Here is a 26043-nt window from a genome sequence, read left to right as displayed (position 1 = left end):
GTGCAAAGCGACGGGTTACTAGTGATGATTACTCGCCGTAAACGTTAAAATCGAAGTATTTCTTCGCCAGCTTGTCGTAGGTGCCATCGGCACGCATTTCAGCAAACGCCTTGTTCAGCGCGTTCAGCAGTTCAGTGTCGCCTTTACGCAGGCCCATACCGGTACCGACGCCGAACAGCTTCTCGTCTTTAATCGACGGGCCGCCGAACTGGTAGTCTTTACCGATAGGCTGCTTCAGGAAGCCTTCGCTCGCCGCCACTTCGTCCTGGAACGCGGCATCGATACGGCCAGCGGTCAGGTCAGAGTAGATGTTGTCCTGGCCCTGGTAGGAGACAATTTCGATGCCTTTTGGCGCCCAGTGCTCGTTACCGTAGGTTTCCTGGGTCGTTCCCTGCAATACGCCGACGCGCTTACCTTTCAGCGTGGCGATATCCGGCGTAATCGGAGAACCTTTTTTCACCACCAGGCGCGAATCGGCCGCATAAAGTTTGTCGGTAAAGGCGATTTCCTGCTGACGTTTTTCAGTGATCGACAGCGATGACATGATGGCATCGATTTTCTTCGCTTTCAGCGAGGGGATCAGGGCATCCAGCGGGTTCTCAACGAAGGTACATTGTGCCTGGATGCGCTTACACAGCTCTTTGGCCAGATCAATGTCAAAACCCACTAATTCGCCCTGGGCATTTTTTGACTCGAACGGTGCGTACGTTGGGTCAGTACCAATGCGCACTTTTTGCGGAATTGCTGCAAATGCGCTCGATGCAGAAGCAAGCGCCAGAACCAGAGAAAGAGATAACGCCAGTTTTTTCATAATCATCCTCAACAGACAGTAATTCTTGTGGGTTTTTTAGAAATTATCTGAGCGGTTATCGTGCCATCTTTCGGCCCATCAAGGCAAAGCATTCTGCCCTTTCGGCTGGCATTTTTCTCATTAAAAATGCTTAATTATGCAACTGCGCGCAACTTTCGAGCAAAAAATGCACCACCGTGGTGCATGGCGATTTATCTGCACCACGATGACACACCCGGCGGATTAATCGCCGTAGACGTTAAAGTTGAAGTACTTCTTCGCCATTTTGTCGTAGGTGCCATCGGCGCGCAGTTCGGCCAACGCCTTATCCAGCGCGGCCTTCAGCTCTACGTCATCTTTACGCAGGCCAACGCCCGTCCCGTCGCCAAAGAATTTTTTGTCCTTCACCGATGGGCCCGCAAAGTCAAACGTTTTGCCCGCTGGCTGCTTGAGGAAGCCTTCACTGGCGGCCACCTCATCCTGGAACGCGGCGTCAAGACGCCCGGCGGCCAGATCGGAGTAAATCAGATCCTGGTTCTGGTAGGCCACCACGTCGACGCCTTTACTGCGCCAGTTTTCATTGGCGTAGGCTTCCTGGGTAGAACCCTGAAGAACGCCGATGTGTTTACCCTTCAGCGCGTCCAGCGTGGGTTTAATTGCCGAACCTTTGGCGGCAATCAGGCGTGAGTCAGCGGCATACAGTTTGTTAGAGAAGGCTATCTCCTGCTGACGTTTTTCCGTGATGGACAATGAAGAAATGATGGCATCGATTTTCTTCGCTTTCAGCGAAGGGATCAGCGCATCGAAATCGCTTCCCACCCACGTACACTTGATGCTTGCACGTTTGCACATTTCGTTGCCCAGATCGATATCAAAGCCGATAAAATCGCCTTTGGCATCTTTCGATGAGAACGGTGCGTAGGTGGTGTCGGTACCGATGCGAATGCTCTGCGGCAGTGCGGCAAAGACGCTGGCAGCGCTGCTGAGACCCAGCAGCAGAGAGAGAGCAAGAACCGTCTTCTTCATACGTTCCCCTATTAAATCGTGATGTTGTTAACTGCGATATCGTTATGTTGTGTTGTGTCTGCAAACCTGACTCTGCATCTTTTGTGCCAAACCTTTCGCCGACGAGCTAAATGGCGTTAAATTTGTTAACAAAAGGATAAGAAAAGGTAAACACAGACGAAGATATCAGCCGCTGCGTATAAATCGAGCACAAAAATGCAATCGGGATGATTTAATCGCGAGGATTTGATCGGCGTTGCAGAATTGCCCTGAAACAGGGCAAAAGAGACATCATGAGCGCATCAGGCGCCCGACCAGCGGGTAAACAGATCGTCCGGTAGGGTGATATCAAACTGATCGAGCACCCGGTTCACGGTCTGATTGATGACGTCATCCAGCGTTTGCGGGCGATGATAGAACGCGGGCACCGGCGGCATAATTATCGCCCCCATTTCCGCTGCCTGCGTCATCAGCCGCAGATGGCCGAGATGCAGCGGCGTTTCGCGCACGCACAGCACCAGCGGCCTACGCTCTTTGAGCACCACATCGGCAGCGCGCGTCAGCAGACCATCGGTGTAGCTGTTCACAATCCCGGAAAGGCTTTTAATAGAGCATGGCAAAATCGCCATCCCTGCCGTTTTGAAGGAGCCAGAAGAAATACTGGCGGCAATATCGCGGGAATCGTGTACGACATCGGCCAATGTTTGAACGTCGCGCAGGGAAAGCGATGTTTCCAGCGCCAGCGTCTGGCGGGCTGCCTGGCTCATCACCAGATGCGTTTCGACGCCCGGCAGGGCGCGTAGCACCTCAAGCAGGCGTACGCCGTAAATGGCGCCGCTGGCGCCGGAGATTCCAATGATGAGTCGCTTCACGTTGACCGCCCTTTTTCTCTACTGGCGCCAACTTTGCCGGATTATGGAGCCAGACGCAACTGTGACGCACTGGCGTGAGTTACCGAACTTTCGCGCTCTATTAGCCGAACCGGCAGCAACAGGTTTCGTTCGCTCTCATCGCTGAGCAGAAGCTGGAAAGCATCGCGCCCCAGTTCGCGTTTATCGACCGCCACCGTCGAAAGCGGCGGATGCGCCCAGGCGGCAGCGTCAATATCGTCAAAACCCACAATCGCCACGTCTTGCGGTACGCGGATACCCCGGCGCGCGCACTCACGCATCGCCACCAGCGCCGCCACGTCGTTATAGGCGAAAATGGCATCCGGCGGCTGCGCTAGCCCCAACAGCTGCGACATCCCTTCCACCAGCGCCTGTTCGATATCTTTTACCGGCGGCACCTCGATACGGTACGCCGATGGCAGCGCCAGACCGGCGTCAAATAACGCCTGCTGGTAGCCCTCAACGCGCTGGCGAATACTGTAATGGCGTTGCGAAGTCCCCAGAAAGGCGATACGCGTTCTCCCTTGCGCCAGAAGATGGCGCGTCGCGACAAAGCCCCCGTGGAAGTTATCCGGATTCACGCAGGGAAAATCGGCCGCCCACAGGTCGACCAGCGCCACCGGCAGCGCGGCCTGCCGCAGCTCGGCCAGCACTTCAGGTTCGAGATACCCGGCACAGATTAGCGCATCTGGCTGATGCAGATGAATAAGATCCGCCACCCTGTCCTGCGGGCCAATCGGCTGGAAGCTCATGGCGACCTCATTCTCACGGCAGGCGTCTGCCACGCCGAGCATAACCGTGGAATAAAACGGCAGCGCGCTGGCAATGTTGTGCTCGCGGTGCAGCAAAAAAAGCAGCCGCTTAATACGCCCGTTGCGTAGACGGCTGAAGTCATACCCTGCTTCCTGCGCCATCGTCAGGATACGCTGGCGTGTCTCATCGCTCAGCCCTGGCTGCCCTTTCAGCGCCCGAGAAACCGCCGCAATCGAGACGCCGCAGGCGCTGGCAATGTCTTTAATTCGGGTCTTCTTCGTCATGCTTTTGCTTACCTTCTTCACCGCCAGACCGAACAAAGAGTATCCCCTACCACCAACGAGCTGACAATCCTAAGTTTTATTTTTACTAAACATATTAAAAAGAACACTGAGAACTAATGCTACATTCTCCAATACCTCCTGCATTACAGCCAATAAAAGAGATCAAAATCACCATTTATAATTAATTTATAGTAAAAATAAGATCAATTTCACTCTTTAAAAATCACGTTGTATACGAAAAACGCGCTCAAGCCCTATCCTCATCGCCGTTAGTTATTTACTAAAAATTCGTCAGAGATACGCCGTAATGACTTTTTGAATCATCACCCTGATCGAGGATTGGTTATGACCGTTGCTGATAACCTGAATACCGATGTACAGAACGTTGATGCGGGAGAGACGCTGTCTACCCGCGAAAAGATAGGCTATGGATTAGGCGATGCCGGCGGGCATTGCATCTCGGATTTAATCAGCGGATTTCTCCTTTTTTTCTACACCGATATCTTTGGCCTCAGTCCGGCCATCGTTGGTGCGATGTTTTTTGTCCTGCGTATTTTCGACGCCGTTTCCGACCCGGTAATGGGCGTGATCGCCGACCGCACGCGCAGCCGCTGGGGGCGTTTTCGCCCCTGGCAGCTGTGGACGGCGGTACCGCTCGCCGTCATTGGTATCCTGACATTTACCGTACCGGATATGGGGCCTAACGCGAAAATAGCCTGGGCTTTCGGTACCTACTTTCTGATATCGATTGGCTATACCGCGAACAACGTCCCTTACTGTGCGCTGATTAACGCGATCACCAATCGCCACGATCAGGTGATGTCCTGCCAGTCCTGGCGCTTTGTGCTCAGCGGCGTAGCCGGTTTTCTCGTCTCTGTTGGCCTGCCGTGGATGGTTGAGTTTTTCGGTAACGGTAACCTGGCCAAGGGCTACCAGTACGGCGTCACCGTGCTGTGCACGATAGGCATGATCATGTTCCTGCTGTGCTTCTTCTGGGTAAAAGAGCGGGTGCCGCTGTCGCTAGCAGGCAATTTCACCCTGCGCGAACACCTGAAAGGACTGCGCAAAAACGATCAGTTACTGATGATGCTGGTGATGTCGTTCCTGCTGGTGAACATTCTGTGCATCCGCGGCGGCGGCTATATGTACTTTATTTCCTACGTGCTCCAGGGTGGCGCCGGCTACATGTCGCTCTTCTTCGGCATTCTGACGCTTTCCGGGATTGCCGGCGCGGTGATCGTCAACCCGCTCTCCCGCCGCATGGATATGGTGCGCCTCTACTACTGGACGAACCTTGTTCTGGTCGCTTTTGGCGTGGGCATGTACTTCCTCCCTGCGGGGCAGCACTATCAGACGCTATGGCTGGTTTGCATAGCCGTAAATAGCGTCATTCAAGGCTTCACCCTGCCGCTGCACTTCTCGATTATGGCCTTCGCCGACGACTACGGCGAATGGAAAACCGGCGTGCGTTCATCAGGGATGAACTTCGCCTTTAACCTCTTTTTCATCAAGCTCTCCTGGGCCTCTTCCGGCGGCATCATCAGTCTGATCCTGATCATGGTGGCCTACCAGCCAGGGCTGGAAAACCAGACCGCAGCGTCCATTCAGGGTATCACCCTGCTGCAAAGCATCGTACCGGCGCTGTTCCACCTCGCGCTGGCGCTGTGCCTGCTGAAGTGCCGACTTAACGGCACAATGATGCAACGTATTTCTACCGACCTTCGCCAAAGACATTCACACATTTCCTGAGGTAAACATGATGCAGTCTGATGTGATTGAAGCCGATCTGAACCGTATTACCATCACCGACCCGTTTCTGGGCGAATACCAGCGGTTGATTCGCGACGTGGTGATCCCTTACCAGTGGGAAGCGCTGAACGATAACATTCCCGAAGCCGAACCCAGCCACGCGCTGGCTAACTATCGCATTGCCGCCGGGCTGGAGCCCGGCGAATTTTACGGGATGGTGTTCCAGGATAGTGACGTCACCAAATGGCTGGAGGCCGTCGCCTGGTCGCTGAGCCAGAAGCCGGATAGCGAACTTGAGCAAACCGCCGATGCCGTGATTGAACTGCTGGCACAGGCGCAGTGCGAAGACGGCTATCTCAACACCTGGTATACCGTGAAAGAACCGGGGCTACGCTGGACCAACGTGGCCGAATGCCACGAAATGTACTGTGCAGGGCACCTGTTCGAAGCGGCGGTGGCGTTCTTCAACGCCACCGGTAAGCGCCGCCTGCTGGAGATAGCCTGCCGTTTTGCCGATCATATTGATACCGTTTTTGGCCCGAACGATGGCCAGCTGCGCGGCTATCCCGGGCATCCTGAAATCGAGCTGGCGTTGATGCGTTTGTATGAAGTCACCCGGGAGCCTCGTTACCAGGCGCTGGCGCGCTTTTTCCTCGAAGAACGCGGCCAGCAGCCGTACTACTACGATATTGAGTTTGAAAAGCGTGGCGGCACCTGGCACTGGGACAACTGGGGCGAGGCATGGATGGTGAAGGATAAAGCCTACACCCACGCGCACAAACCGCTCGCAGAGCAGAACGAAGCGGTCGGCCACGCGGTACGCTCGGTATACCTGATGACCGGCCTGGCGCACCTCGCCCGCCTGACTCATGATGAAGAAAAGCGCCAGACCTGTCTGCGCATCTGGAACAATATGGTACAACGTCGGATGTACATCACCGGCGGTATCGGTTCACAGGGCATCGGCGAAGCCTTCACCAGCGACTACGATCTGCCAAACGACACCGCCTACGGCGAGAGCTGCGCCTCCATCGGTCTGATGATGTTCGCCCGACGCATGCTGGAGATGGAGGGAGACGCCCACTACGCCGAGGTCATGGAGCGCGCGTTTTACAATACGGTGCTTGGCGGCATGGCGCTGGACGGCAAACACTTTTTCTACGTGAACCCGTTAGAGACTCACCCGAAGAGCATTCCACACAACCATATTTACGACCACATTAAGCCGGTACGCCAGCGCTGGTTCGGCTGCGCCTGCTGCCCGCCGAATATCGCCCGCACGCTCGTCGCTATCGGCCACTACCTCTTTACCCCGCGCCAGGACGCGCTGTTTATCAACTTCTATGCCGGAAGCGAAGCACAGTTTACGGTTAATGGCCGGGCGCTGGCGCTGAAAATAGAGGGCAACTACCCGTGGGATGAGCAGGTCACGATTCGCTTCAGCCAACCGCAGGCGGTCGAGCATACGCTCGCGCTACGCCTGCCGGAATGGTGTGAAGCGCCGCAGGTGCGGGTGAACGGAAACGCCGCGCAGGGTGACATCATCAAAGGCTATCTGCATCTGCATCGTCAATGGCAGGAAGGCGACGTGGTAACGCTGCATCTGCCGATGACCATCCGCCGCGTCTATGCTAACTCGCGGGTGCGTCACGCTGCCGGTAAAGTGGCGATTCAGCGCGGGCCGTTGGTTTACTGCCTGGAAGAAGCGGATAACGGCGCGGAGTTGCACAACCTGTCGCTGCCGAAAACGGCGACCTTTCGCGAGATTCAGGGCGTCGGCGTGCTGAAAGGCAAAGTGCTGCTACAGGCGGAAGGGCTACGCGTGTTGACGGCTCAGGAGAATAAGCCGCTGTACAGCTTTGATAATCGTCAGACGGCGGTTGAGAAGCAGATGCTGACCTTTATTCCGTGGTTTAGCTGGGCCAACCGTGGCGAGGGCGAAATGCGGATTTGGGTCGACGAGGCATAACCATAAAAAAAGCCGGACGGCGGCTATGCCTTATCCGGCCTACAACGATGGTGGACTGTAGGCCGGATAAGACGCGATGCGTCGCCATCCGGCATGTCCTGATTTACCCTTCGTTATGCATCTCTAAATTCTCAACTTCATTCTGCAGCTGGACGGCTTTCGCATCGTCGTTGCGCAGTGAATCGAGGAAGTCGAGATAGGTCTGGTCAACGTCTTTGGTCACATAGACACCGTTGAACACCGAGCATTCGAACTGCTGGATATCCGGGTTCTCTGCGCGTACCGCGTCGATAAGATCGTTCAGATCCTGGAAAATAAGGCCGTCCGCGCCGATGATCTGGCGAATTTCGTCCACTTCACGCCCGTGGGCGATCAGCTCATTGGCCGTCGGCATATCAATACCGTAGACGTTCGGGAAACGAATTTCCGGCGCCGCAGAGGCCAGATAGACCTTCTTCGCACCGGCTTCACGCGCCATCTCGATAATCTGCTCGGACGTGGTGCCACGCACGATAGAGTCATCAACCAGCAGCACGTTCTTATCACGGAACTCAGCGCGGTTGGCGTTCAGCTTGCGGCGCACGGACTTACGACGCAGTTGCTGCCCCGGCATGATAAAGGTACGGCCAACGTAGCGATTCTTCACGAAGCCCTGACGGTACGGTTTGCCCAGGATACGAGCAATTTCCAGCGCGATGTCGCAGGACGTTTCCGGAATAGGGATCACGACGTCAATATCCAGATCTTCCCACTCGCGCGCAATCTTCTCGCCAAGCTTGGTGCCCATATTCACGCGGGCGCTGTAGACGGAGATTTTGTCGATGAAGGAATCCGGACGCGCGAAGTAAACGTATTCGAACAGGCACGGGTTGCTGACCGGGTTGTCGGCGCACTGGCGGGTAAACAGCTGCCCCTTCTCGGTGATGTAAATCGCTTCCCCTGGCGCAACGTCGCGCAGGAATTCAAAGCCGAGTGTATCCAGCGCCACGCTTTCGGAGGCCACCATATACTCGGTACGGCCATCGCCCACATCGCGTTTGCCCAGCACCAGCGGACGGATGCCGTTCGGGTCGCGGAAGGCAACCATGCCGTGGCCGATAATCATCGCCACGCAGGCGTAGGCGCCGCGGATCTGGCGGTTCGTCGCGGCGATAGCGGCGAAAATGTTATCAGCTTCCAGCGGATAATGGCGGAAGTTATCCAGCTCGCTGGCAAAGATATTGAGCAGGATTTCAGAATCGGAGGTGGTGTTGATGTGACGGCGTTTTTCTTCAAACAGCTTCTGACGTAACTCGTGCGCATTGGTCAGATTACCGTTGTGCGCCAGCGTAATACCGTACGGCGAGTTCACGTAGAAAGGCTGAGCCTCAGAGGCGCTGGAGCTGCCCGCCGTTGGGTAACGCACGTGGCCAATACCCATATTGCCCTGCATACGCTGCATGTGGCGGGCTTCAAAGACATCGCTCACCAGACCGTTCGCCTTACGCAGGCGGAAGCAGTTGTTGGCATCAATGGTGATGATGCCAGCGGCATCCTGTCCACGGTGCTGCAGCACCGTTAGCGCATCATAAATCGACTGGTTTACCGGCATAACACCGGCGATACCGACAATACCGCACATACGTCTTTTCCTCGTTCAGCAACGACCCAAAGCTTATACTTTGGGCAAGAAACTTGACGAGCTTTGAAGGTATTCAAAAAACCATCTGATAACCGGTGAAAAATAGGGAATAAACTGCGACTGCTGCCAGTCTTCGCTCTTTGCCATGCCGGTAAAGGTGTCGAGGAAGAACAGGATAGCGGCAATAATCAGCACCCCGCGCAGCGCGCCGAAGCAGATCCCCAATACCCTGTCGGTACCCGATAAACCGGTCTTCTCCACCAGTTGGCCTATCACGTAGTTGACGATAGCGCCGACGATGAGCGTCGCGATAAACAGCGCCGCAATAGCAATCCCATTTCGAACCCGTTCGTCTTCAAAGCCCGTAAACCAGATAGACAGATCGTTGTAGTAATGGCTGGCTACGTAAAATGCACAGCCCCACGTCACCAACGATAGCGCTTCGCGAACGAAGCCACGGATAAGACTCACCAGGCAAGAAAAGCCCAGTACCGCGATAATGGCGTAATCAATCCAGACCATATATGTCCCACGATTCTACGCCCTGTCATCCAGTTCGGGCGCATTCTAACAGAAAAAGAAAACGTTTGCGTAGGGATTTCCTTCCCAGGCATAAATAAAAAATGGCGCTGAAAAAACATTCAACGCCATCGTTTTTCTGGTCGTTTTCGGCGTTGTCCGGCCCCTCACCCCGACCCTCTCCCCAAAGGGGCGAGAGAGAAAATGGGTGCGAAACCTACCAACGATGCCCTAAGGTCCCTTCTCCCAAAGGAGAGAGAGTGAGGGAAAAAGCCCCACGTCTTAGTTCGGCGTATACCCCATCACCACCCCACTCAGCCCCGACAGCTGCTTCAGCTCACCGAGCGAACCTTTCAGCTTATCTTTCGAGGCGTCCGGGCCAACCAGAATGCGGGTAATTTTACCCTGAACTGGCGTCGAAGGCGACGTATAGGCGTGATAACCTGCGCCGCGCAGGCTGGCCACAATTTCGTTCACCTTATCGGCGTTCTTCAACGCGCCAAGCTGCACCACGTAAGCCTTGCCCACCGGCGCAGCCTTCTCTTCAGGTGCCGCTTTCGGCGGCGCGGTAACAGCCACCTGTTCCGTTACCGGCTGCGGTTTCGGCTTCGGTTTTTCGACCGGCTTCGGTTTCGGCAGTTCGGCGGCCGGCGGGATCTGCTCGAGATCGCCGTTACCGTTCACCGCCAGACGGCTGGAATCAAGCGACGGTGCCGCCGCATCGCCCGCGCGTACCTCTTCCGCGGCGCCTTCCGGCGGCTGAGCAGGCAGCGCCTGCGTTGCCGTCGGCAGCATATCCGGCTCATCGCGATCGCCGGGCTTAGGCACCAGCGGAATGGCCGCAAATTCATCCTGATAATGCTTTTTTTGCCCGTCAAGCAGCCCTGGCAGCACAATGCCCCCCAGCGCGACCAACACTATCGTCCCGACAAGACGGTTTTGAAACTTACTTGCCACCGGCTCTCCCCGCGTCCAATACTTCCATCACGTGCGCTACCGTGTGGAACGAACCACACACCAGCACCGTATCTTCCGGCATGGCATCGGCCATCGCCGCATGCCACGCCTGCGCCACGCTGCCATACACGGCACCCGCGCGCAAATGCGCGCGCAGCTGTTCCGCCGTCGCGCCGCGCGGCCCTTCCAGCGGCGCACAGTACCAGCTGTCGACCACGCTTTCCAGACACGCCAGCGTGCCGGCAATGTCCTTATCATGCAGCATACCAATAACCGCCAGCACTCGCCCGGTTTTCGGCAGGGATTTGAGACGCCCGGCAAGGTAGCCTGCGGCATGCGGGTTATGCGCAACGTCGAGAATCACCCGCGGCGCGTACTGGATAGTCTGAAAACGCCCCGGCAGGATCGCGCTGGCGATGCCTTCACGAATCGCCTGCTCGCTCACCGCAAGCCCGCTGGCGCGCAGCGCAGCCAGCGCGGTGGCGGCATTCGGCTGCGGCACGTTAGGCAGCGGCAGATTGCGCAGTTCGCCCTGTGCGTCGCTAAAGGTCCAGCTTTCCGCCTCTACGCTATAGCGCCAGTCCACGTCACGCTGCAGCAGCAATGCACCCTTTTCGCGCGCCACGTCAGCAATCGTCTGCGGCATCTCCGGCTCGCCGACGACCGCCGGCCGCCCACCGCGGAACACCCCCGCTTTCTCACGGCCGATGCTTTCACGGTCCGGTCCCAGCCAGTCGGTGTGGTCCAGCGCAATGCTGGTCACTACGGCAACGTTAGCATCGACGATGTTAGTCGCATCCAGTCGCCCGCCCAGGCCGACTTCCAGAATGGCCACATCAACCTGTTGCTGCTTGAACAGCCACAGCGCAGACAGCGTGCCGTATTCAAAATAGGTGAGCGATGTTTCGCCGCGCGCCGCTTCAATCGCGGCGAATGATGCCGTATGCGCGCTTTCCGCCAGCTCTTCCCCCTGCACGCGCACGCGCTCGGTATAGCGTACCAGGTGCGGCGAACTGTACACGCCCACTTTATAGCCGGCGGCCATCAGGATGGTTTCCAGCGTCCGGCAGGTGGTGCCTTTGCCGTTGGTGCCCGCGACGGTAAAGACGAACGGCGCCGGTTGCAGCACGTCGAGCGACCCTGCGACCTTGCTGACGCGCGCCAGTCCGAGGTCGATGGTTTTTGAATGGAGGTTTTCCAGATAAGAAAGCCACGTAGCCAGGGGCGACGTGGCCTGAGGAATAGAATGTTTTTCCATGATGCCCGCAACTTTCAACGGTGAATAATAGCAAAAAGGGCAGCGCCACCCGGCCCTGCCCTTTACATCATCAGGCCTCTGGCGCCTGATCCGGTACCGGCGGCACCACCACGCTTTCGCGCGGCGCGTCCGGGTTCGGCGCCGGGAGATTCATCAGCTTCGCCAGAATGCTGGCCAGCTTCAGTCGCATTTCCGGGCGACGCACGATCATGTCGATCGCGCCCTTCTCGATGAGAAACTCACTGCGCTGGAAACCCGGCGGCAGTTTTTCACGCACGGTCTGTTCGATAACACGCGGACCGGCAAAACCGATCAGTGCTTTCGGTTCAGCAATGTTCAGATCGCCCAGCATCGCAAAACTTGCGGAAACGCCGCCCATGGTCGGGTCGGTCAGCACGGAAATATACGGCAAGCCGCGTTCCTGCATTTTCGCCAGCGCAGCGGAGGTTTTCGCCATCTGCATCAGGGACATCAGCGCTTCCTGCATGCGCGCACCGCCGGAGGCAGAGAAGCAGATCAGCGGACAGTTGTCTTCCAGCGCCTGCTCAACGGCACGCACAAAGCGCGCGCCCACGACAGAACCCATTGAACCGCCCATAAAGGAAAATTCAAAGGCCGCGGCGACAACCGGCATATCATGCAGGGTACCCTTCATGACCACCAGCGCGTCTTTCTCACCCGTCTCTTTCTGCGCGGATGCCAGACGGTCTTTATACTTTTTAGAGTCACGGAACTTCAGCACGTCTTTCGGCTCAAGTTCACTGCCCAGTTCTACCAGGGACCCTTCATCCAACAAGCTATGCAGGCGATTACGCGCTGACATACGCATGTGGTGATCGCACTTCGGGCAAACCTCGAGGTTACGCTCCAGCTCGGCGCGATACAAAACCTGACCACAGCTATCGCACTTGGTCCATACCCCTTCCGGGATGCTCGCCTTGCGGGTAGGTGTGATGTTGCTTTTAATTCGTTCAATCCAGCTCATTGATAACCTTTCTGCCTGAACCTGGTCGATGCCAGTTTTGCCATTAAGGGGGCGCGCATAATGCCACTTTTCCCCTTCATAGACCATGAATGTTGCACATTAAAACATAACAGCCCGAAACTTGGCATAAAAAAGTGGTCGAACCGCGAAACATGTCGTAACAGGGCACGGCTGAATCGTGCCCCGCTTGCGCGCGTTATTTTGCCCGTTTTGCCGCTGCGCGGCGGTGGCGAATCACTTCAATAACGCCCGGTAATACGGACAGCACGATGATAGCGACAATCAGCAGCTTCAGGTTTTCCTGAACTACCGGCAGGTCGCCGAACAGATAGCCCGCGTAGGTAAACAGCAGCACCCACAGCAGCGCGCCCGCCACGTTATAGAGCGCAAAATGACGATAGGACATGTGGCCCATTCCCGCCACAAAAGGCGCAAATGTTCTGACGATCGGCACAAATCGCGCCAGAATAATGGTTTTCCCACCATGTTTATCGTAGAAGGCATGGGTCTTATCCAGGTAGCTACGGCGAAAGATCTTCGAGTTCGGGTTGCTGAAGAGCTTCTCACCGAACAAGCGTCCAATGGTGTAGTTTACCGCATCGCCGACAATCGCAGCGATCACCATCAGTACCACCATGACGTGTACGTTGATGTCGTTGGTCGGCAGCGCGGAGAGCGCCCCAGCAACGAACAGCAGCGAATCGCCGGGCAGGAAAGGCGTCACTACCAGCCCCGTTTCGCAGAACAGAATCAGGAACAGAATAGCGTAAACCCAGACGCCGTACTGCGCGACCAGCTCCGCCAGGTGCACATCAATGTGCAGGATAAAATCAATCAAAAAACGGATGAGATCCATATTGTTTAGCCCCAAATGACTACGTTAGTCCGCCAGGAATAGCGGGCCCATCGGCACGGAAGGGAGCGCAAAGTGTGCGGGGTAATCCACCGCCACCAGATACAGCCCTTCCGCTTTCGCCGTTGCTGCGGCAAGCGTCCTGTCTTTTGCCGCCAGCAGTTCTGCAATCCAGCTCTCCGGCTGGTTTCCTGCGCCAACTTCCATCAGGCTGCCAACAATATTCCTTACCATGTGGTGCACAAAGGCGTTCGCTTTGATGTCCACAACAATATAAGCGCCGTAGCGGGTCACGTTGATATGCATGACGTTACGCCACGGCGTGCGCGACTGGCACTGCACCGCCCGAAATGAGGTGAAGTCATTCTCGCCCAGCAGGCTTTGCGCCGCGCGGTGCATCCGCTCAGCATCCAGGGGTTGGTGATAATGCGTCACCCCCTGACCCAGCACCGCCGGACGCAGACGGTGGTTATAAATCACATAGCGGTAGCGGCGCGCCGTCGCGCTGAAACGCGCATGAAAATCGTCGGGCACAGCTTTCACCCAACGCACCGCAATGTCACCAGGTAAATTCGCATTTACGCCCAGCGTCCACGCCGCGTCTTTACGCACGGCGTGAGTTTCAAAGTGCACCACCTGCCCGGTACCGTGAACGCCCGCGTCGGTACGCCCGGCGCAGAAGACGTTTATCGGCTCATTGGCCACCTGCGAGAGGGCTTTTTCAAGTTTTTCCTGCACGCTGCGCACTTCGTTTTGCCGCTGCCAGCCGTAATATTTGCTGCCGTCGTACTCAATGCCCAGCGCAATTCGATAGACCGGCAGTTGCTCCATTTCAGACATCAGTACAGATACTCCAGCACCAGCTTCTCGGCCGTTTTCACCGCCATCAACGCGCCGCCAAAGCGGACGTTATCGGCCACCGACCAGAACTGTACCTGCTCAGGCATACCGTAATCGTTGCGCACACAGCCTACCGACAGATGCGCGCTGCCGGTCGCGTCGCCAACCTGCGTCGGGAATTCCCCCGCTTCCGACAGCACAATATCTTCGCCGCGCGCAAAGGCGTCTCGCGCCTCTTCCGCCGACAGCGGACGCATGGCTTCAAATGTCACCATCTGCGCGTGGCCGTAGAACACCGGCGACTGAATGCAACTGGCGGAAATCATCAGCCCTTCATCCTGCATAATCTTACGCACCTGATCGACAATACGGCGTTCATCACGCACGTTGCCCTCGCGGTCCGGCAGCATCGGCAGCATGTTGAAGGCCAGCTGACGACCGAAGAAATCATCTTCGTCGATAGGAATGCCGTTCAGCAGCTTAGCGCTCTGCCCGGCCAGCGCGTCGACGGCTTTTTTACCGTGCGCAGAGGCGGAAATCAGGCTGGTCACGTTGATGCGCGACAGGCCACCGTCATCAATCAGCGGCTTCAGCGCCGCCAGCAGTTGGCTGGTCTGGCTGTCTGCCACGGCGATGACGTTACGGTTACGATAGTCAGCCAGCACAAACGGGTTCACTTCCGGTACCACCAGCGGCACGTCCGGTTCCAGGGCAAACAGACCGCTAAGGTCGATAACCAGACAACCGGAATTAGTCGCTTCTTCTATATAGGTGGCACTCGCCTCCATACCGGCGACAAAGAACGCCAGCTGCGCCTGCGTCCAGTCAAATTCCGCCGCATCCTGCACTCTGACCGATTTACCGTTGAAACGCAGATGTTCGCCCGCGCTGTCGGCGCGCGCCAGCGCATAGATATCACCCACCGGGAACTGACGTTCAGCAAGGGTTTCAAGCAGGGCTTCGCCTACGGCGCCGGTTGCGCCCAGGATGGCAATATTCCAGCCTTCAGACATGGTGATTTACTCCAGAAAAAAAGCGACCCTGCCGGAGTATCCGGCAGAGGTATTAAGAAGACATTAACAATGTACGGCGTTAAACCCGAGTTTTTGCAGCAGCTCGGCCGCCTCGGCATCATCACACTCCACGGTTAATGATGACCATTCGCGACGCTCAAGGTAATTTTTGCGCAGCTTGTCAAACTCACCCGGGATCCCCGCGACTTTTCGCAGCGGCGCGTCATCGCGGCGCACATCATACACCAAATGCACCAGTCTTTTCAGCGTAGGCTGATCGAGCGGACCGTGCAGGCTGATGTGGCCAAATTCCGGCGCCGGCAGCAGCGATGAGAGCGCCACTTCCTGCGGTTGGCCGATAAACTGGCTGTAGGCTTCGAACACCTGGGTCGTACCGCGCGCTTTGCCCTCGAGCGTGTAGCCCGCAATGTGCGATGTCCCCAGATCGACTTTGTCCAGCAGCGCCAGGTTGAGGTCCGGCTCGGGCTCCCAAACGTCGAGCACTACGCTCAGCTTCTGCCCCTCTTCAAGACATTTCAGCAGCGCGGCGTTATCCACCACCGGGCCACGGCAGGCGTTGATCAAAATCGCGCCCGGCTTCAGGCGACGAATCAGCGCCTCGTCGGCCAGATGCAACGATTTATACGGGCCGTCTTTATACAGCGGCGTGTGGAAGGTCAGTACGTCAGCCAGCGCCACCAGTTCCTCCAGCGGGAGGAAATCGCCCGCGTCGCCGTTATCGGCGCGCGGCGGATCGCAGAGCAGCGTTTTGATACCCAGCGCCGCAAGACGTTTTTGCAGACGGCCGCCGACATTCCCCACGCCGACAATGCCCACGGTACGGTCAGTCAGCGCAAACCCATCGCGCTCGGCCAGCATCAGTAGCGCCGAGAAGACATATTCTACGACCGCGATGGCATTACAGCCCGGCGCGGCGGAGAAACCGATCCCTGCCTGTTTCAACCATGTCTGATCGACATGGTCGGTGCCCGCCGTCGCGGTGCCGACAAATTTGATCGCTTTGTCGCCCAGCAGCGCTTCGTTCACCTTCGTCACGGAACGCACCATCAGGGCATCGGCATCGGTTAACGCCTCGGTCGGGATCGGTCGACCGGGAACGGCGGTAACGTCGCCCAGACGGCTAAAAAGTTCGCGGGCGTAGGGCATATTTTCATCAACAAGGATTTTCACGGTTCAGTACCTGTCTGAGAACGAGAGTAAACCGGGGAAGTGTGCCATAATCTCGCCGCCAGGCATACTTACGCCGGGCATCAGTACTGCAATTGGAAAGGATGAATCATGACGCAACCCATTTCAGGTATGCCCGCGCGCCCTCCGGGGGCCGGCACAACGCCCCTCTCCCCTGCGGGAGAACAGCCGTTGAGTACCCAACAGCGTACGGTGCTGGAACGACTGATCACGCGCTTAATCGCAATGACCTCACAGCAGAATGCCGAGGTTTGGGCGGGCGTGAAGCACGATCTGGGGCTGAAAAACGATACCCCGCTGCAGGCGCGCCACTTTCCCGCCGCCGAGCAGAATCTTAATCAGCGAATCGGCGCTGCCGAACAAAAGCTGAGCACGCGCCAGACGCTATCGCAGCTGACCGAGCTGCTAGGCCAGGGGAATAATCGTCAGGCCGTCAGCGACTACATCCGCCAGCAGTATGGGCAAACCGCCCTTAGCCAACTGACCCCGCAGCAGTTAAAAAACGTGCTGCAGCTGTTACAGCAAAATCAGCTGTCGATTCCGCAGCCGCAGCAGCGGCCGGCCACTGACAGACCGCTCCTGCCGGCCGAGCACAACACGCTGAACCAGCTGGTCACCAAGCTCTCCGCCGCCACAGGGGATTCCAACAAGCTCATCTGGCAATCACTACTGGAACTTTCCGGCGTGAAATCCGGTGACCCGCTGCCGGCGAAACATTTCAACGCGCTGGTCACTCTGCTGCAGGCGAGGCTGACGCTGAGTACGCATCCCGCGCCCACGCTTAACGTCCTGCAGGCTGCGCTCAAGCAGCCGCTGGAGCCACAGGAAGGGCAGCTGCTGCGCGATGTCGCCCAGCAAAACTGGAACGCAACGCCGCAAACGGTGCTAACGCCGGTACAGGTGCAGGAACTGCTGAACCTATTGTTCCTCAAACGCATCGAGCGCGAGCGCGTAGCCCATGCGTACACGCTGGAAGCGCGCGACCTTCAGCCTATTTACGCGCCGTTTGCCCCGGTCATGACTACGCTCAAATCGCTGTCGGCACGCCCGGGTCTGGCAGCCGTCGTGCTGGTGGTTGTCGCCCTGCTACTGTGGCTGCTGCTGTAGATTTAGTATCTGCGCAATGGTTGTCATCACCGCGTCTTCTTCATTGCTGCCGGTGATATACCGCGCGGCCTGTTTGGTTTCGTCAAAGGCGTTACGCATGGCGAAACTCCAGGCGGCGCGCGTCATCAGCTCGATATCATTCAGGCCATCGCCGAACACCATCGTCTCGTCTTTGCTTACCCCCAGCATGCGCTGCAACATCTCCACCGTGTGCCCCTTGTGAACGCCGGCGTCGGCAATATCAATCCACGCGTCTTCCGAAACCACGATATAGGCTTTATCAAAGAACTCAGCCAGGCGCGGTTTGATCTGCGGGCAGCGACCTTTGATATCAAACAGCGAGATTTTAACAAAATCATGCTCCACCGCGTTAAAGTCGTCTATCAGCACCACGTGCGCATAAGACATTTTGACTTTTGCCAGCATTTCCGGCGCAATCGATGCTTTAACATAGGCGCCGTTGGACGTACAGGCGATGATGACGGCTTCGCTGTTCACCGCTTCAAGCGTGGCAATCATCTCCCGACCCAGCGCGTTTTTAATCGGTGATTGATAGACATACTCACCGCCGTGCTTAATGCGCGTGGCGCTATCGCCAAGGATCCAGAAATCCCTCACCTGTTCGCCAAACAGCTCCTCCACCCGCTCACACTGCTTACCGGTGCACAGCGCAAAGGCCACGCCCTGCTGCTGCATCAGTGATTTAATCTGCGTAAAACGTTGGCGGTTGTAATCGCCGCTGCGGTTTAAGAAGGTCCCGTCGAGATCGGTAATAATCAGCTTAATCATGCATTCTCCTTGAAGAGGATAGCCCGCGTTCGCCGAACGCGGGCCGGGGACAAGCAGAACGGCGTGGGCAAAGGCGTTACGCGCCTTCTTCCGCAGCCGCAGACATATTCACTTTGTTCGCGGCAATCACGAACGGCAGGTAGATAAGCGTCGCAACCGCCAGACACAGCACGCCAACAAACAGCGCCATCCAGTTACCGCCGGTGCCGAAGAAGGCTATCAGCGGGCCCGGCGTCGTCCACGGTACCGCGTAGGCAATCGGCGGGATAATCTCCAGCGTGATAAAGAAGTAGCCAATCAGCGCGTTCACAAACGGCACCAGGATAAACGGAATTACCAGAATCGGGTTCAGCACGATCGGCAGACCAAACATGACCGGCTCGTTGATATTGAACAGCCCCGGCACAAAGGCCATTTTCGCCAGGTCACGGTAATCTTTACGGCGAGAAGCTATAAAAATGGCCAGCAGCAGGCCCAGCGTCATCCCCGAACCACCGCAGTTAGCGAAAGCATCGTTGATGCCGGTCCAGGTGATCGGGTACGGCGCACCCCAGGTCGAGCCGTGAGAGGCGGCGTATGACAGATTTTCCAGATTCGCTTCCGAGAAAATCGTTTCGCGAATCGCGGCTACGGTATTTGGCCCGTGAATACCCAGAATCCACAGGAAGTTGGCCACCAGCCCCAGAATCAGCACGGTGAAGATGTTAGTTCCCATATCCTTCAGCGGTGCCTGGATCAGGGTGTAGATCAGATCGTTCAGCCCGTTCGGCGAGATTTTGGACAGCAGGAAGTTCAGCACCGAGAAGAAGATCATCACGAAGAAGATCGGCAGCAGCACCTTGAAAGAGCGCGCAACCGCTGGCGGCACCGCCGCTGGCATGTTGATCGTCACCTTCGGATTGCGCGCCAGTCGACAGAAAATTTCGCTCGACAGCAGCGCCACGATCACCGCCACAAACAGCCCCTGCGGCCCCAGATATTTGGTGGTCAGGTAGGCCTGGCCATCGATAATCACATAGGGGGTATACACCACAAAGAATGCGCCAATCGCCGTCAGGCCGCACAGCAGGTCGTCCTGCTGATAGCTGATCGCCATATTGCGCGCCACAAGGAAGGTAATCAGCACAGCCATAATATTGACCGAACCATTCATCACTGGCGTAAATATTTGCTGGGCATCGGCAAGATTAGGAAACAGCGTGCCAAGGTGTAATATACTGGCAATAAAACCGTCCGGCGACAGGATGGCAAAGTTGATAAGAATAATCAGCGAACTGGCCATCACAATCGGGAATGATAAAATAAATGCATCGCGAATGGCCGAAACGTGTATCTGAGAATTCAATTTAATCGCTACGGGAACGAGGATTTTTTCCATCCCTCGTTCAAATGAATTCATAAACCCCATAATGGTCCCTTAATTTTTTGGAAAAGTTAATTTGAATTATTAATGGAATAACCGTAGCGCCTGTTCTAAAACGGCCTTACCGTCCATCTGGCCGTAGCTTTTCATATCAATAACCGCAACCGGCATTTTCCCCTGAGCAATCGCTTCGATTTCCCGCTGTTGAAAACGGACCTGCGGGCCTAATAAAACCACGTCAACTTCCTGCTTTTTTATCTGCTCTTTGGCTTCGGAAATCGCCAGCGCATAAATCGTCGCGGTAATATTTTCCGCCTCCGCATGTTCACGCATTTTTTTTACCAGCATACTGGTCGACATCCCTGCTGCGCATACCAATAATATATTTTTCATCCAACGTCCTTTTTAAAAACCGAGCCTTAATTGACGATCACTTTAATAATTGTTAATTTCCGTAACCTGTATTCCGATCACAGTTACCCACGCCCAAGATGTTCAATAATCGTGAGATACATGAACGTGTTTAGCAAAAATCATGGAAATAGATTGATAACTATTTGTTTAAAAAGGATTTAAGGAGGTTCAAAAGTGGTATACCAGAACGTCATCAACCTGCTAAAAAACAGATTAAATAGCGCGAGCTACAATATTGGCGATCTTCTGCCGTCGGAAAAAGAGCTGGCAGAATTATATGGTGTATCGCGTAATACCTTACGCAAGGCGCTCAAAGCGCTGGAAGAGGAAGGGATGATTGAGCGACGACACGGCTCGGGCACCTATTTACGTAACAAGCACTTTCAGGCCTCAGTAACCCATCTCGACAGCTTTACCGAAATCGCCCGCAACGAAGGCAAAACCCCGACCAGCCAGATTCTCAAATTCGAGCTCCAGCGCGCCTCTGACGACATCGCGACCCACCTGCGGGTCGGCCACGGTGAGCCGGTGTATTATGCCAGGCGGCTACGTTTTATCGACAATATTGCCATGCAGATGGAAGAGACCTGGCTGTCCGCCAGCCGTTTCCCGGACCTGACGATTGCCCATATGAAAAACTCGAAATTCTCGTACCTCGAGAATGAATGCGGCGTGAAGATCCTCGGCTGCTATGAATCTATCCAGCCGATACTGCCATCAGCCGAGGTGGCAAAGCTGTTGCACATCAGCACACTAGACCCGATTATTCGCATGCAAACCCAGGCAGTAGACGAGCAGCAACACCCTATTGATTACTCGATTCTCTACACTAATATGTTCGAATTTCAGGTGAAGTATTTTCTGCCGCGTAAAGCGGCGACCGGCCCACGGGAAATGCGGGCCGATCAATAACCGCTATTTACGGAACGACCAAAGCGTCACGACAATCCCCAGCACGGCGGAAATAGCCCCGCCGAGGAACACCGACGGATAGCCGAACGAGGTGGCCAGCATCCCCGCCAGCGGCCCGGAAACGCCGAGCGCAATATCCTGGAAAGCCGCATAGCCGCCGAGCGCCGTTCCACGCACCTGCTGCGGCACGCGCTTGACCACTTCTACGCCCAGCGCCGGGAAAATAAGCGAACAGCCCGCACCGGTCAGCGCCGCGCCGGCCAGCGCAAACCACGCATCGGGCGCCTGCCACAGCAGCAGCAGTCCCACGGCCTCCACCAGCAGCGAGCCAACGGCGACCTTTACGCCGCCCAGGCGATCGGGCATCCAGCCAAACAGAATACGCACCAGCACGAACGTGCCGCCGAATGCCGTCAGCGTGAAACCTGCCATCGACCAGCCTTTGCTCATAAAGTAGAGCGACACGAAGGTACCAATCACCGCGAAGCCCACGCCCTGCAGCGCCAGCCCCACACCGGCCTTCCAGATAAGTCCAATAACGCTGAACAGCGACGGACGTTCGCCCGCCAGCGCCGCGACCTTGCGCACCGAGCCGTTAAACGCCCAGGCCAACAGCGGCAGCATCATCGTCACCCCAGCCAACACCGCAAAACCGTAGCGGTTGTTGATATACAGCCCAAGTGGTGCCCCTGCGGCCAGCGCGCCAAATATCGCCATTCCGTTCCAGGACATCACCTTACCGGACTGCTTTGGCCCCACCAGCCCCATCCCCCATGTCAGGGTACCGGTTAACAGCTGGCTTTCACCAAAACCCAGGATCAAGCGCCCGACGATCAGCAGGCCAAATTTGACCATCGCATCCACCGGCAGCAGCGCCGCACCAAGCCAGGCGGCCCCGGCAAACGCGCAGGCGGCCATCCCCTGCAGCGCCGAGCGTTTACCGCCATACTGATCAGCCAATCGTCCGGCGTAGCCACGCGTCAGAACGGTAGCAAAGAACTGAATGCCCACGGCAATGCCCACCATCGTGTTGCCGTAGCCCAATTCCTGATGCACAAATAGCGGAATGACCGGCAGCGGAATGCCGACGGTGAGATAGGTCAGAAACACCGCAAACGCGATGCGAAATAACGACCCGTTCGAAGAAGATGTTGGTTCACTTTGAGTTACTGCTGTCATGCTTTACTCCAGAATGCTGAGTAAGGCGAGGTGCTGTAGCCACGCCCCCTCTACCTGATCATCAGGATTAAGGTGCGTTGGTTGACGTTGAACGCTTACGCATTATCGTGATGATAATGTTGAGCCGCGAGTTTGCCTGTTCTTTCCGTCCGTTGTCAACGCATAAAAAAAAGGAGCCCCGGGGGCTCCTTTTTCCATTCAATGTGAAATTACAGCTTACGCATCACCAGGGTGGCGTTGGTGCCGCCGAAGCCAAAGCTGTTGGACATGACGGTAGTCAGTTCACGCTCGGTCGGTTCGGTCACGATGTTCAGACCAGCGGCCTGCTCGTCCATCTCATCGATGTTAATGCTTGGCGCGATAAAGCCGTGTTCAAGCATCAGCAGAGAGTAGATAGCTTCCTGTACGCCAGCGGCGCCCAGAGAGTGGCCGGTCATGGCTTTGGTTGCAGAAATTGCCGGGCTGTTGTCGCCAAACACTTCCTGAATAGCGCCCAGTTCTTTCACGTCACCTACCGGGGTAGAAGTGCCGTGGGAGTTCAGGTAGTCGATTGGGGTATCAACGCCGTGCATTGCCATCTTCATGCAGCGCACTGCACCTTCACCGGATGGAGCAACCATATCTGCGCCATCGGAGGTTGCGCCGTAGCCAACGATTTCTGCATAGATATGCGCACCGCGCGCCAGCGCGTGTTCCAGTTCTTCAACCACAACCATACCGCCGCCGCCAGCGATGATGAAACCATCACGGTGTGCGTCATAGGTACGGGATGCTTTTTCTGGCGTGTCGTTGTATTTGGTGGACAGTGCGCCCATCGCGTCGAACTCACAGGCCATTTCCCAGCCCAGCTCTTCGCCGCCGCCAGCAAAAACGATGTCCTGTTTGCCCAGCTGAATCTGTTCAACCGCGTTGCCGATGCAGTGTGCGGAGGTTGCACACGCGGAGCTGATGGAGTAGTTCACACCGTGAATTTTGAACGGCGTTGCCAGGCACGCGGAAACCGCAGAGCCCATCGCTTTGGTTACCACATACGGGCCAACCGCTTTCAGGCCACGCGGGCTACGCATGGCGTCTGCACCGAATACCTGCGCTTTCGAAGAGCCGCCGGAACCGGCAATCAGGCCCACACGCGGGTTGTTCTGGTAATCTTCTGCCTTCAGGCCGGAGTCTTCAACCGCCTGCTGCATAGAGAGATAAGCGTAGATAGAGGCATCGTTCATGAAACGGACCACTTTGCGATCGATAAGACCCGTGGTGTCCAGTTTGACGTTACCCCATACGTGGCTACGCATACCAGAATCTTTGAACTCTTGAGAGAAAGTGATCCCCGAGCGTCCTTCACGCAGGGATGCCAGGACTTCCTGCTGGTTGCTACCGATGCTGGAAACGATACCCAGGCCAGTAATCACTGCACGTTTCATTCAATACCTCTGTAAGTCATCACTATTTTAAAGTTTCGAGTCGCAAGATAGCGTACACTTGTACGCCGAACAAGTCCGATCAGCAATTTTATGCAGAAATTTGCGCCTGCGGGCACGCATCGTTAAGATCGGCAGACTCCTTGCCGCGCGAGTAACTTACGTGAAACATAACGCCATACAATCCGCCAACCTCGAATTTAACAGTGAGGGTACACCTGTTTCCCGAGATTTTGACGACGTCTATTTCTCCAACGACAACGGTCTGGAAGAGACCCGCTACGTTTTCCTCGGCGGTAACCAGATAGAGGTACGTTTCCCGCAACATCCGCATCCGCTTTTCGTGGTAGCGGAAAGCGGCTTTGGCACCGGCCTCAATTTCCTGACGCTGTGGCAGGCCTTCGACGCATTCCGCCGTCAGCATCCCGATGCTACGCTACAAAGATTACATTTCGTCAGTTTTGAAAAGTACCCACTGAAAGCCGAAGACCTGCGTCTGGCCCACCAGCACTGGCCAGAACTGGCAACCTGGGCCGAGCAGCTTCAGGCGCAGTGGCCTCTGCCGCTGGCGGGCTGTCACCGCCTGTTGCTTGATGACGGTCGCGTGACGCTGGATCTGTGGTTCGGCGACATCAATGCGCTCACGGATACCCTCGACGACAGCTTTAACCAGCAGGTTGACGCCTGGTTCCTCGACGGCTTTGCGCCATCGAAAAACCCGGACATGTGGACGCCGACGCTGTTTGCCGCCATGGCGCGTACCGCGCGGCCGGGCGGCACGCTCGCGACCTTTACCTCCGCAGGCTTTGTGCGTCGCGGGCTACAGGAAGCGGGCTTTACTATGCGTAAAAGCAAAGGCTTTGGGCGCAAGCGTGAAATGCTGATCGGTGAAATGCGTGAGCCGCTGCCGAATGCTGCGCGCGCGCCGTGGTTTGCCCGCACCGGCAGCCAGGTACGCGAAGCGGCTATTATCGGCGGCGGCATCGCCAGCGCCCTGCTCTCGCTGGCGCTGTTGCGCCGCGGCTGGTCGGTCACGCTGTATTGCGCAGACGATGAGCCGGCTCAGGGAGCCTCCGGCAATCGCCAGGGCGCGCTTTATCCACTGCTGAGCGCGCATGATGCCGCGCTGGCGCAGTTCTTCCCGGCGGCGTTTCTGTATGCCCGCCGGCTGTACGATGCGCTGCCGGTGGCTTTCGATCATCAGTGGTGCGGCGTCACGCAGCTGGGGTGGGATGAAAAAAGCGCGCAGAAAATTGCCCAAATGCTGACGCTCGACCTTCCCGCCGATATCGCGCGAGCGGTCAGCGCGCAGGCCGTGCGGGACAGCATCGGCCTGGAGACCGGCTGCGGAGGCATTCAGTATCCGCTCGGCGGCTGGCTTTGCCCGGCTCAGCTCACCGCTGGCGCTTTGGCGCTGGCCCGCAAGCAGGGGCTTAACGCCCACGTTGGCAAAACGCTCAGCGCATTGGCCCGTGAGGAATCCGGCTGGCAGCTGACGTTTAGCGACGGACAAACGGCCACCGCCCCCTGCGTGGTGCTGGCAAACGGTCACAATATCAATCAATTTACGCAAACCGAGACGCTTCCGGTGTACGCCGCCGGCGGCCAGGTGAGCCATATCCCAACCAGCGACAGCCTGGCGAAACTGAACCAGGTCTTGTGCTATGACGGCTACCTGACCCCACAGAACCCGCAGAATCAGCAGCACTGCATTGGCGCCAGCTATCATCGCGGAGCGCGAGAAATGGCGTTTAATGCTGAAGACCAGCAGCATAATCGTCAGCGCTTGATTGACTGCTTCCCGCAGGAAACATGGCCGCTGGAGGTCGACGTTAGCGCTAACGACGCCCGCTGTGGCGTTCGCTGTGCCACGCGCGATCATCTGCCGATGGTCGGTAACGTGCCGGACTACGCCGCCACGCTCGCCGGATATGCCACGCTGCACGAAAGTCCGGAAACGGCGATTTCGGCCCCGGTGTATCCTGAGCTGTTTATGCTGGGGGGGCTGGGGTCGCGCGGGCTGTGTACTGCGCCGTTAAGCGCCGAAGTGCTGGCAGCACAGATGAGCAATGAACCGCTGCCGCTTGACGCGACTACGCTGGCGGGGCTCAATCCAAACCGATTATGGGTGCGAAAACTGCTGAAGGGAAAAGCGGTAAAATAACG

23 protein-coding genes are annotated in these 26043 nt (G+C 56.7%); 5 read left to right on the top strand and 18 right to left on the bottom strand.

All coding sequences use genetic code 11. From position 1 onward, the window contains the following. Window positions 1-28 precede the first annotated feature (28 nt). The 4 genes from hisJ to H7R56_RS07500 form a co-directional block, all read right to left on the bottom strand. Window positions 29-811, bottom strand: a complete 783-nt coding sequence (hisJ, locus tag H7R56_RS07515) for a histidine ABC transporter substrate-binding protein HisJ (protein WP_106924252.1) — start codon at window positions 809-811, stop codon at window positions 29-31. Window positions 812-1033: 222 nt separating this feature from the next. Further along, entirely contained in the window at window positions 1034-1816 is a 783-nt protein-coding gene (gene argT / locus H7R56_RS07510) for a lysine/arginine/ornithine ABC transporter substrate-binding protein ArgT (protein WP_106924251.1), read from the bottom strand. Window positions 1817-2097: 281 nt separating this feature from the next. Further along, window positions 2098-2667, bottom strand: a complete 570-nt coding sequence (locus H7R56_RS07505) for a UbiX family flavin prenyltransferase (protein WP_106924250.1) — start codon at window positions 2665-2667, stop codon at window positions 2098-2100. Window positions 2668-2708: 41 nt separating this feature from the next. Continuing rightward, on the bottom strand, window positions 2709-3722 hold the full coding sequence (locus tag H7R56_RS07500) for a LacI family DNA-binding transcriptional regulator (RefSeq protein ID WP_182928563.1): 1014 nt from the start codon (window positions 3720-3722) through the stop codon (window positions 2709-2711). A gap of 345 nt (window positions 3723-4067) precedes the next feature. Between H7R56_RS07500 and H7R56_RS07495 the strand changes: the two genes are divergently transcribed. Both H7R56_RS07495 and H7R56_RS07490 read left to right on the top strand, forming a co-directional pair. After that, complete coding sequence (locus H7R56_RS07495; RefSeq protein ID WP_106924249.1) at window positions 4068-5471, top strand: MFS transporter; 1404 nt, start codon at window positions 4068-4070, stop codon at window positions 5469-5471. Window positions 5472-5478: 7 nt separating this feature from the next. Continuing rightward, on the top strand, window positions 5479-7440 hold the full coding sequence (locus tag H7R56_RS07490; RefSeq protein ID WP_106924248.1) for a glycoside hydrolase family 127 protein: 1962 nt from the start codon (window positions 5479-5481) through the stop codon (window positions 7438-7440). A 103-nt stretch (window positions 7441-7543) separates the two neighbouring features. Here H7R56_RS07490 and purF read toward each other — a convergent pair whose 3' ends face one another. From purF to pdxB, 9 genes are all read right to left on the bottom strand, one after another. Next, window positions 7544-9061 carry an amidophosphoribosyltransferase gene (gene purF, locus H7R56_RS07485; protein ID WP_106924247.1) on the bottom strand — a complete coding sequence of 506 codons (1518 nt, stop codon included), beginning with the start codon at window positions 9059-9061 and terminating at the stop codon, window positions 7544-7546. Between the two features lie 33 nt (window positions 9062-9094). Continuing rightward, a complete protein-coding gene (cvpA, locus tag H7R56_RS07480) occupies window positions 9095-9583 on the bottom strand; it encodes a colicin V production protein (protein ID WP_106924246.1) in 489 nt (162 codons plus the stop codon). Between the two features lie 279 nt (window positions 9584-9862). Then, the gene (dedD, locus tag H7R56_RS07475; RefSeq protein ID WP_106924245.1) at window positions 9863-10537 is read right to left on the bottom strand and encodes a cell division protein DedD; all 675 of its coding nucleotides are present in this window, start codon (window positions 10535-10537) and stop codon (window positions 9863-9865) included. Next, window positions 10527-11795, bottom strand: coding sequence for a bifunctional tetrahydrofolate synthase/dihydrofolate synthase (gene folC / locus H7R56_RS07470; protein ID WP_106924244.1), 1269 nt, complete (start codon window positions 11793-11795; stop codon window positions 10527-10529). Before folC ends, dedD begins: the two co-directional genes overlap by 11 nt. A gap of 70 nt (window positions 11796-11865) precedes the next feature. After that, the gene (gene accD / locus H7R56_RS07465; RefSeq protein WP_106924243.1) at window positions 11866-12780 is read right to left on the bottom strand and encodes an acetyl-CoA carboxylase, carboxyltransferase subunit beta; all 915 of its coding nucleotides are present in this window, start codon (window positions 12778-12780) and stop codon (window positions 11866-11868) included. A 196-nt stretch (window positions 12781-12976) separates the two neighbouring features. Continuing rightward, complete coding sequence (locus H7R56_RS07460) at window positions 12977-13636, bottom strand: DedA family protein (protein ID WP_106924242.1); 660 nt, start codon at window positions 13634-13636, stop codon at window positions 12977-12979. Between the two features lie 24 nt (window positions 13637-13660). Then, window positions 13661-14473 carry a tRNA pseudouridine(38-40) synthase TruA gene (truA, locus tag H7R56_RS07455; protein WP_106924241.1) on the bottom strand — a complete coding sequence of 271 codons (813 nt, stop codon included), beginning with the start codon at window positions 14471-14473 and terminating at the stop codon, window positions 13661-13663. Further along, window positions 14473-15486 carry an aspartate-semialdehyde dehydrogenase gene (locus tag H7R56_RS07450; protein ID WP_106924240.1) on the bottom strand — a complete coding sequence of 338 codons (1014 nt, stop codon included), beginning with the start codon at window positions 15484-15486 and terminating at the stop codon, window positions 14473-14475. The genes truA and H7R56_RS07450 overlap by 1 nt, the downstream gene beginning before the upstream one ends. A gap of 63 nt (window positions 15487-15549) precedes the next feature. Continuing rightward, the gene (pdxB, locus tag H7R56_RS07445; protein WP_182928562.1) at window positions 15550-16677 is read right to left on the bottom strand and encodes a 4-phosphoerythronate dehydrogenase PdxB; all 1128 of its coding nucleotides are present in this window, start codon (window positions 16675-16677) and stop codon (window positions 15550-15552) included. 108 nt (window positions 16678-16785) lie between these two features. Here pdxB and flk point away from each other — a divergent pair, with 108 nt between their 5' ends. Beyond that, window positions 16786-17802, top strand: a complete 1017-nt coding sequence (gene flk / locus H7R56_RS07440) for a flagella biosynthesis regulator Flk (protein WP_106924238.1) — start codon at window positions 16786-16788, stop codon at window positions 17800-17802. Here flk and H7R56_RS07435 read toward each other — a convergent pair. The 3 genes from H7R56_RS07435 to H7R56_RS07425 all read right to left on the bottom strand — a co-directional run bounded on the left by H7R56_RS07435 (window position 17782) and on the right by H7R56_RS07425 (window position 20347). After that, complete coding sequence (locus H7R56_RS07435; protein WP_106924237.1) at window positions 17782-18591, bottom strand: Cof-type HAD-IIB family hydrolase; 810 nt, start codon at window positions 18589-18591, stop codon at window positions 17782-17784. The two genes, flk and H7R56_RS07435, sit on opposite strands and share 21 nt — an antisense overlap. A 76-nt stretch (window positions 18592-18667) precedes the next feature. After that, window positions 18668-19999 carry a PTS sugar transporter subunit IIC gene (locus H7R56_RS07430; RefSeq protein ID WP_106924236.1) on the bottom strand — a complete coding sequence of 444 codons (1332 nt, stop codon included), beginning with the start codon at window positions 19997-19999 and terminating at the stop codon, window positions 18668-18670. Between the two features lie 39 nt (window positions 20000-20038). Further along, a complete protein-coding gene (locus H7R56_RS07425; RefSeq protein ID WP_106924235.1) occupies window positions 20039-20347 on the bottom strand; it encodes a PTS sugar transporter subunit IIB in 309 nt (102 codons plus the stop codon). A 195-nt stretch (window positions 20348-20542) separates the two neighbouring features. Between H7R56_RS07425 and H7R56_RS07420 the strand changes: the two genes are divergently transcribed. After that, window positions 20543-21280 (top strand): GntR family transcriptional regulator, encoded by a 738-nt coding sequence (locus H7R56_RS07420; protein WP_106924234.1) that lies wholly within the window; start codon window positions 20543-20545, stop codon window positions 21278-21280. Window positions 21281-21283: 3 nt separating this feature from the next. On the opposite strand, the gene H7R56_RS07415 is transcribed toward H7R56_RS07420, so the two are convergent. Continuing rightward, the gene (locus tag H7R56_RS07415) at window positions 21284-22459 is read right to left on the bottom strand and encodes an MFS transporter (RefSeq protein ID WP_106924233.1); all 1176 of its coding nucleotides are present in this window, start codon (window positions 22457-22459) and stop codon (window positions 21284-21286) included. A gap of 209 nt (window positions 22460-22668) precedes the next feature. Then, entirely contained in the window at window positions 22669-23880 is a 1212-nt protein-coding gene (gene fabB / locus H7R56_RS07410) for a beta-ketoacyl-ACP synthase I (protein ID WP_035895077.1), read from the bottom strand. 160 nt (window positions 23881-24040) lie between these two features. Between fabB and mnmC the strand changes: the two genes are divergently transcribed. Continuing rightward, a complete protein-coding gene (gene mnmC, locus H7R56_RS07405) occupies window positions 24041-26041 on the top strand; it encodes a bifunctional tRNA (5-methylaminomethyl-2-thiouridine)(34)-methyltransferase MnmC2/FAD-dependent 5-carboxymethylaminomethyl-2-thiouridine(34) oxidoreductase MnmC1 (RefSeq protein ID WP_106924232.1) in 2001 nt (666 codons plus the stop codon). Window positions 26042-26043 lie beyond the last annotated feature (2 nt).

The organism is Klebsiella sp. WP3-W18-ESBL-02, assembly GCF_014168815.1.
Taxonomy (GTDB): domain Bacteria; phylum Pseudomonadota; class Gammaproteobacteria; order Enterobacterales; family Enterobacteriaceae; genus Kluyvera; species Kluyvera ascorbata_B.
This window is presented reverse-complemented; position numbering and strand designations above follow the sequence as displayed.

Bases quoted from the DNA above. Each gene is read 5' to 3' on its own strand.
- hisJ (WP_106924252.1), bottom strand. From the start codon at position 811: ATGAAAAAACTGGCGTTATCTCTTTCTCTGGTTCTGGCGCTTGCTTCT.
- argT (WP_106924251.1), bottom strand. From the start codon at position 1,816: ATGAAGAAGACGGTTCTTGCTCTCTCTCTGCTGCTGGGTCTCAGCAGC.
- H7R56_RS07500 (WP_182928563.1), bottom strand. From the start codon at position 3,722: ATGACGAAGAAGACCCGAATTAAAGACATTGCCAGCGCCTGCGGCGTC.
- H7R56_RS07495 (WP_106924249.1), top strand. From the start codon at position 4,068: ATGACCGTTGCTGATAACCTGAATACCGATGTACAGAACGTTGATGCG.
- H7R56_RS07490 (WP_106924248.1), top strand. From the start codon at position 5,479: ATGATGCAGTCTGATGTGATTGAAGCCGATCTGAACCGTATTACCATC.
- purF (WP_106924247.1), bottom strand. From the start codon at position 9,061: ATGTGCGGTATTGTCGGTATCGCCGGTGTTATGCCGGTAAACCAGTCG.
- cvpA (WP_106924246.1), bottom strand. From the start codon at position 9,583: ATGGTCTGGATTGATTACGCCATTATCGCGGTACTGGGCTTTTCTTGC.
- folC (WP_106924244.1), bottom strand. From the start codon at position 11,795: ATGGAAAAACATTCTATTCCTCAGGCCACGTCGCCCCTGGCTACGTGG.
- accD (WP_106924243.1), bottom strand. From the start codon at position 12,780: ATGAGCTGGATTGAACGAATTAAAAGCAACATCACACCTACCCGCAAG.
- H7R56_RS07460 (WP_106924242.1), bottom strand. From the start codon at position 13,636: ATGGATCTCATCCGTTTTTTGATTGATTTTATCCTGCACATTGATGTG.
- truA (WP_106924241.1), bottom strand. From the start codon at position 14,473: ATGTCTGAAATGGAGCAACTGCCGGTCTATCGAATTGCGCTGGGCATT.
- H7R56_RS07450 (WP_106924240.1), bottom strand. From the start codon at position 15,486: ATGTCTGAAGGCTGGAATATTGCCATCCTGGGCGCAACCGGCGCCGTA.
- flk (WP_106924238.1), top strand. From the start codon at position 16,786: ATGACGCAACCCATTTCAGGTATGCCCGCGCGCCCTCCGGGGGCCGGC.
- H7R56_RS07435 (WP_106924237.1), bottom strand. From the start codon at position 18,591: ATGATTAAGCTGATTATTACCGATCTCGACGGGACCTTCTTAAACCGC.
- H7R56_RS07430 (WP_106924236.1), bottom strand. From the start codon at position 19,999: ATGGGGTTTATGAATTCATTTGAACGAGGGATGGAAAAAATCCTCGTT.
- H7R56_RS07425 (WP_106924235.1), bottom strand. From the start codon at position 20,347: ATGAAAAATATATTATTGGTATGCGCAGCAGGGATGTCGACCAGTATG.
- H7R56_RS07415 (WP_106924233.1), bottom strand. From the start codon at position 22,459: ATGACAGCAGTAACTCAAAGTGAACCAACATCTTCTTCGAACGGGTCG.
- fabB (WP_035895077.1), bottom strand. From the start codon at position 23,880: ATGAAACGTGCAGTGATTACTGGCCTGGGTATCGTTTCCAGCATCGGT.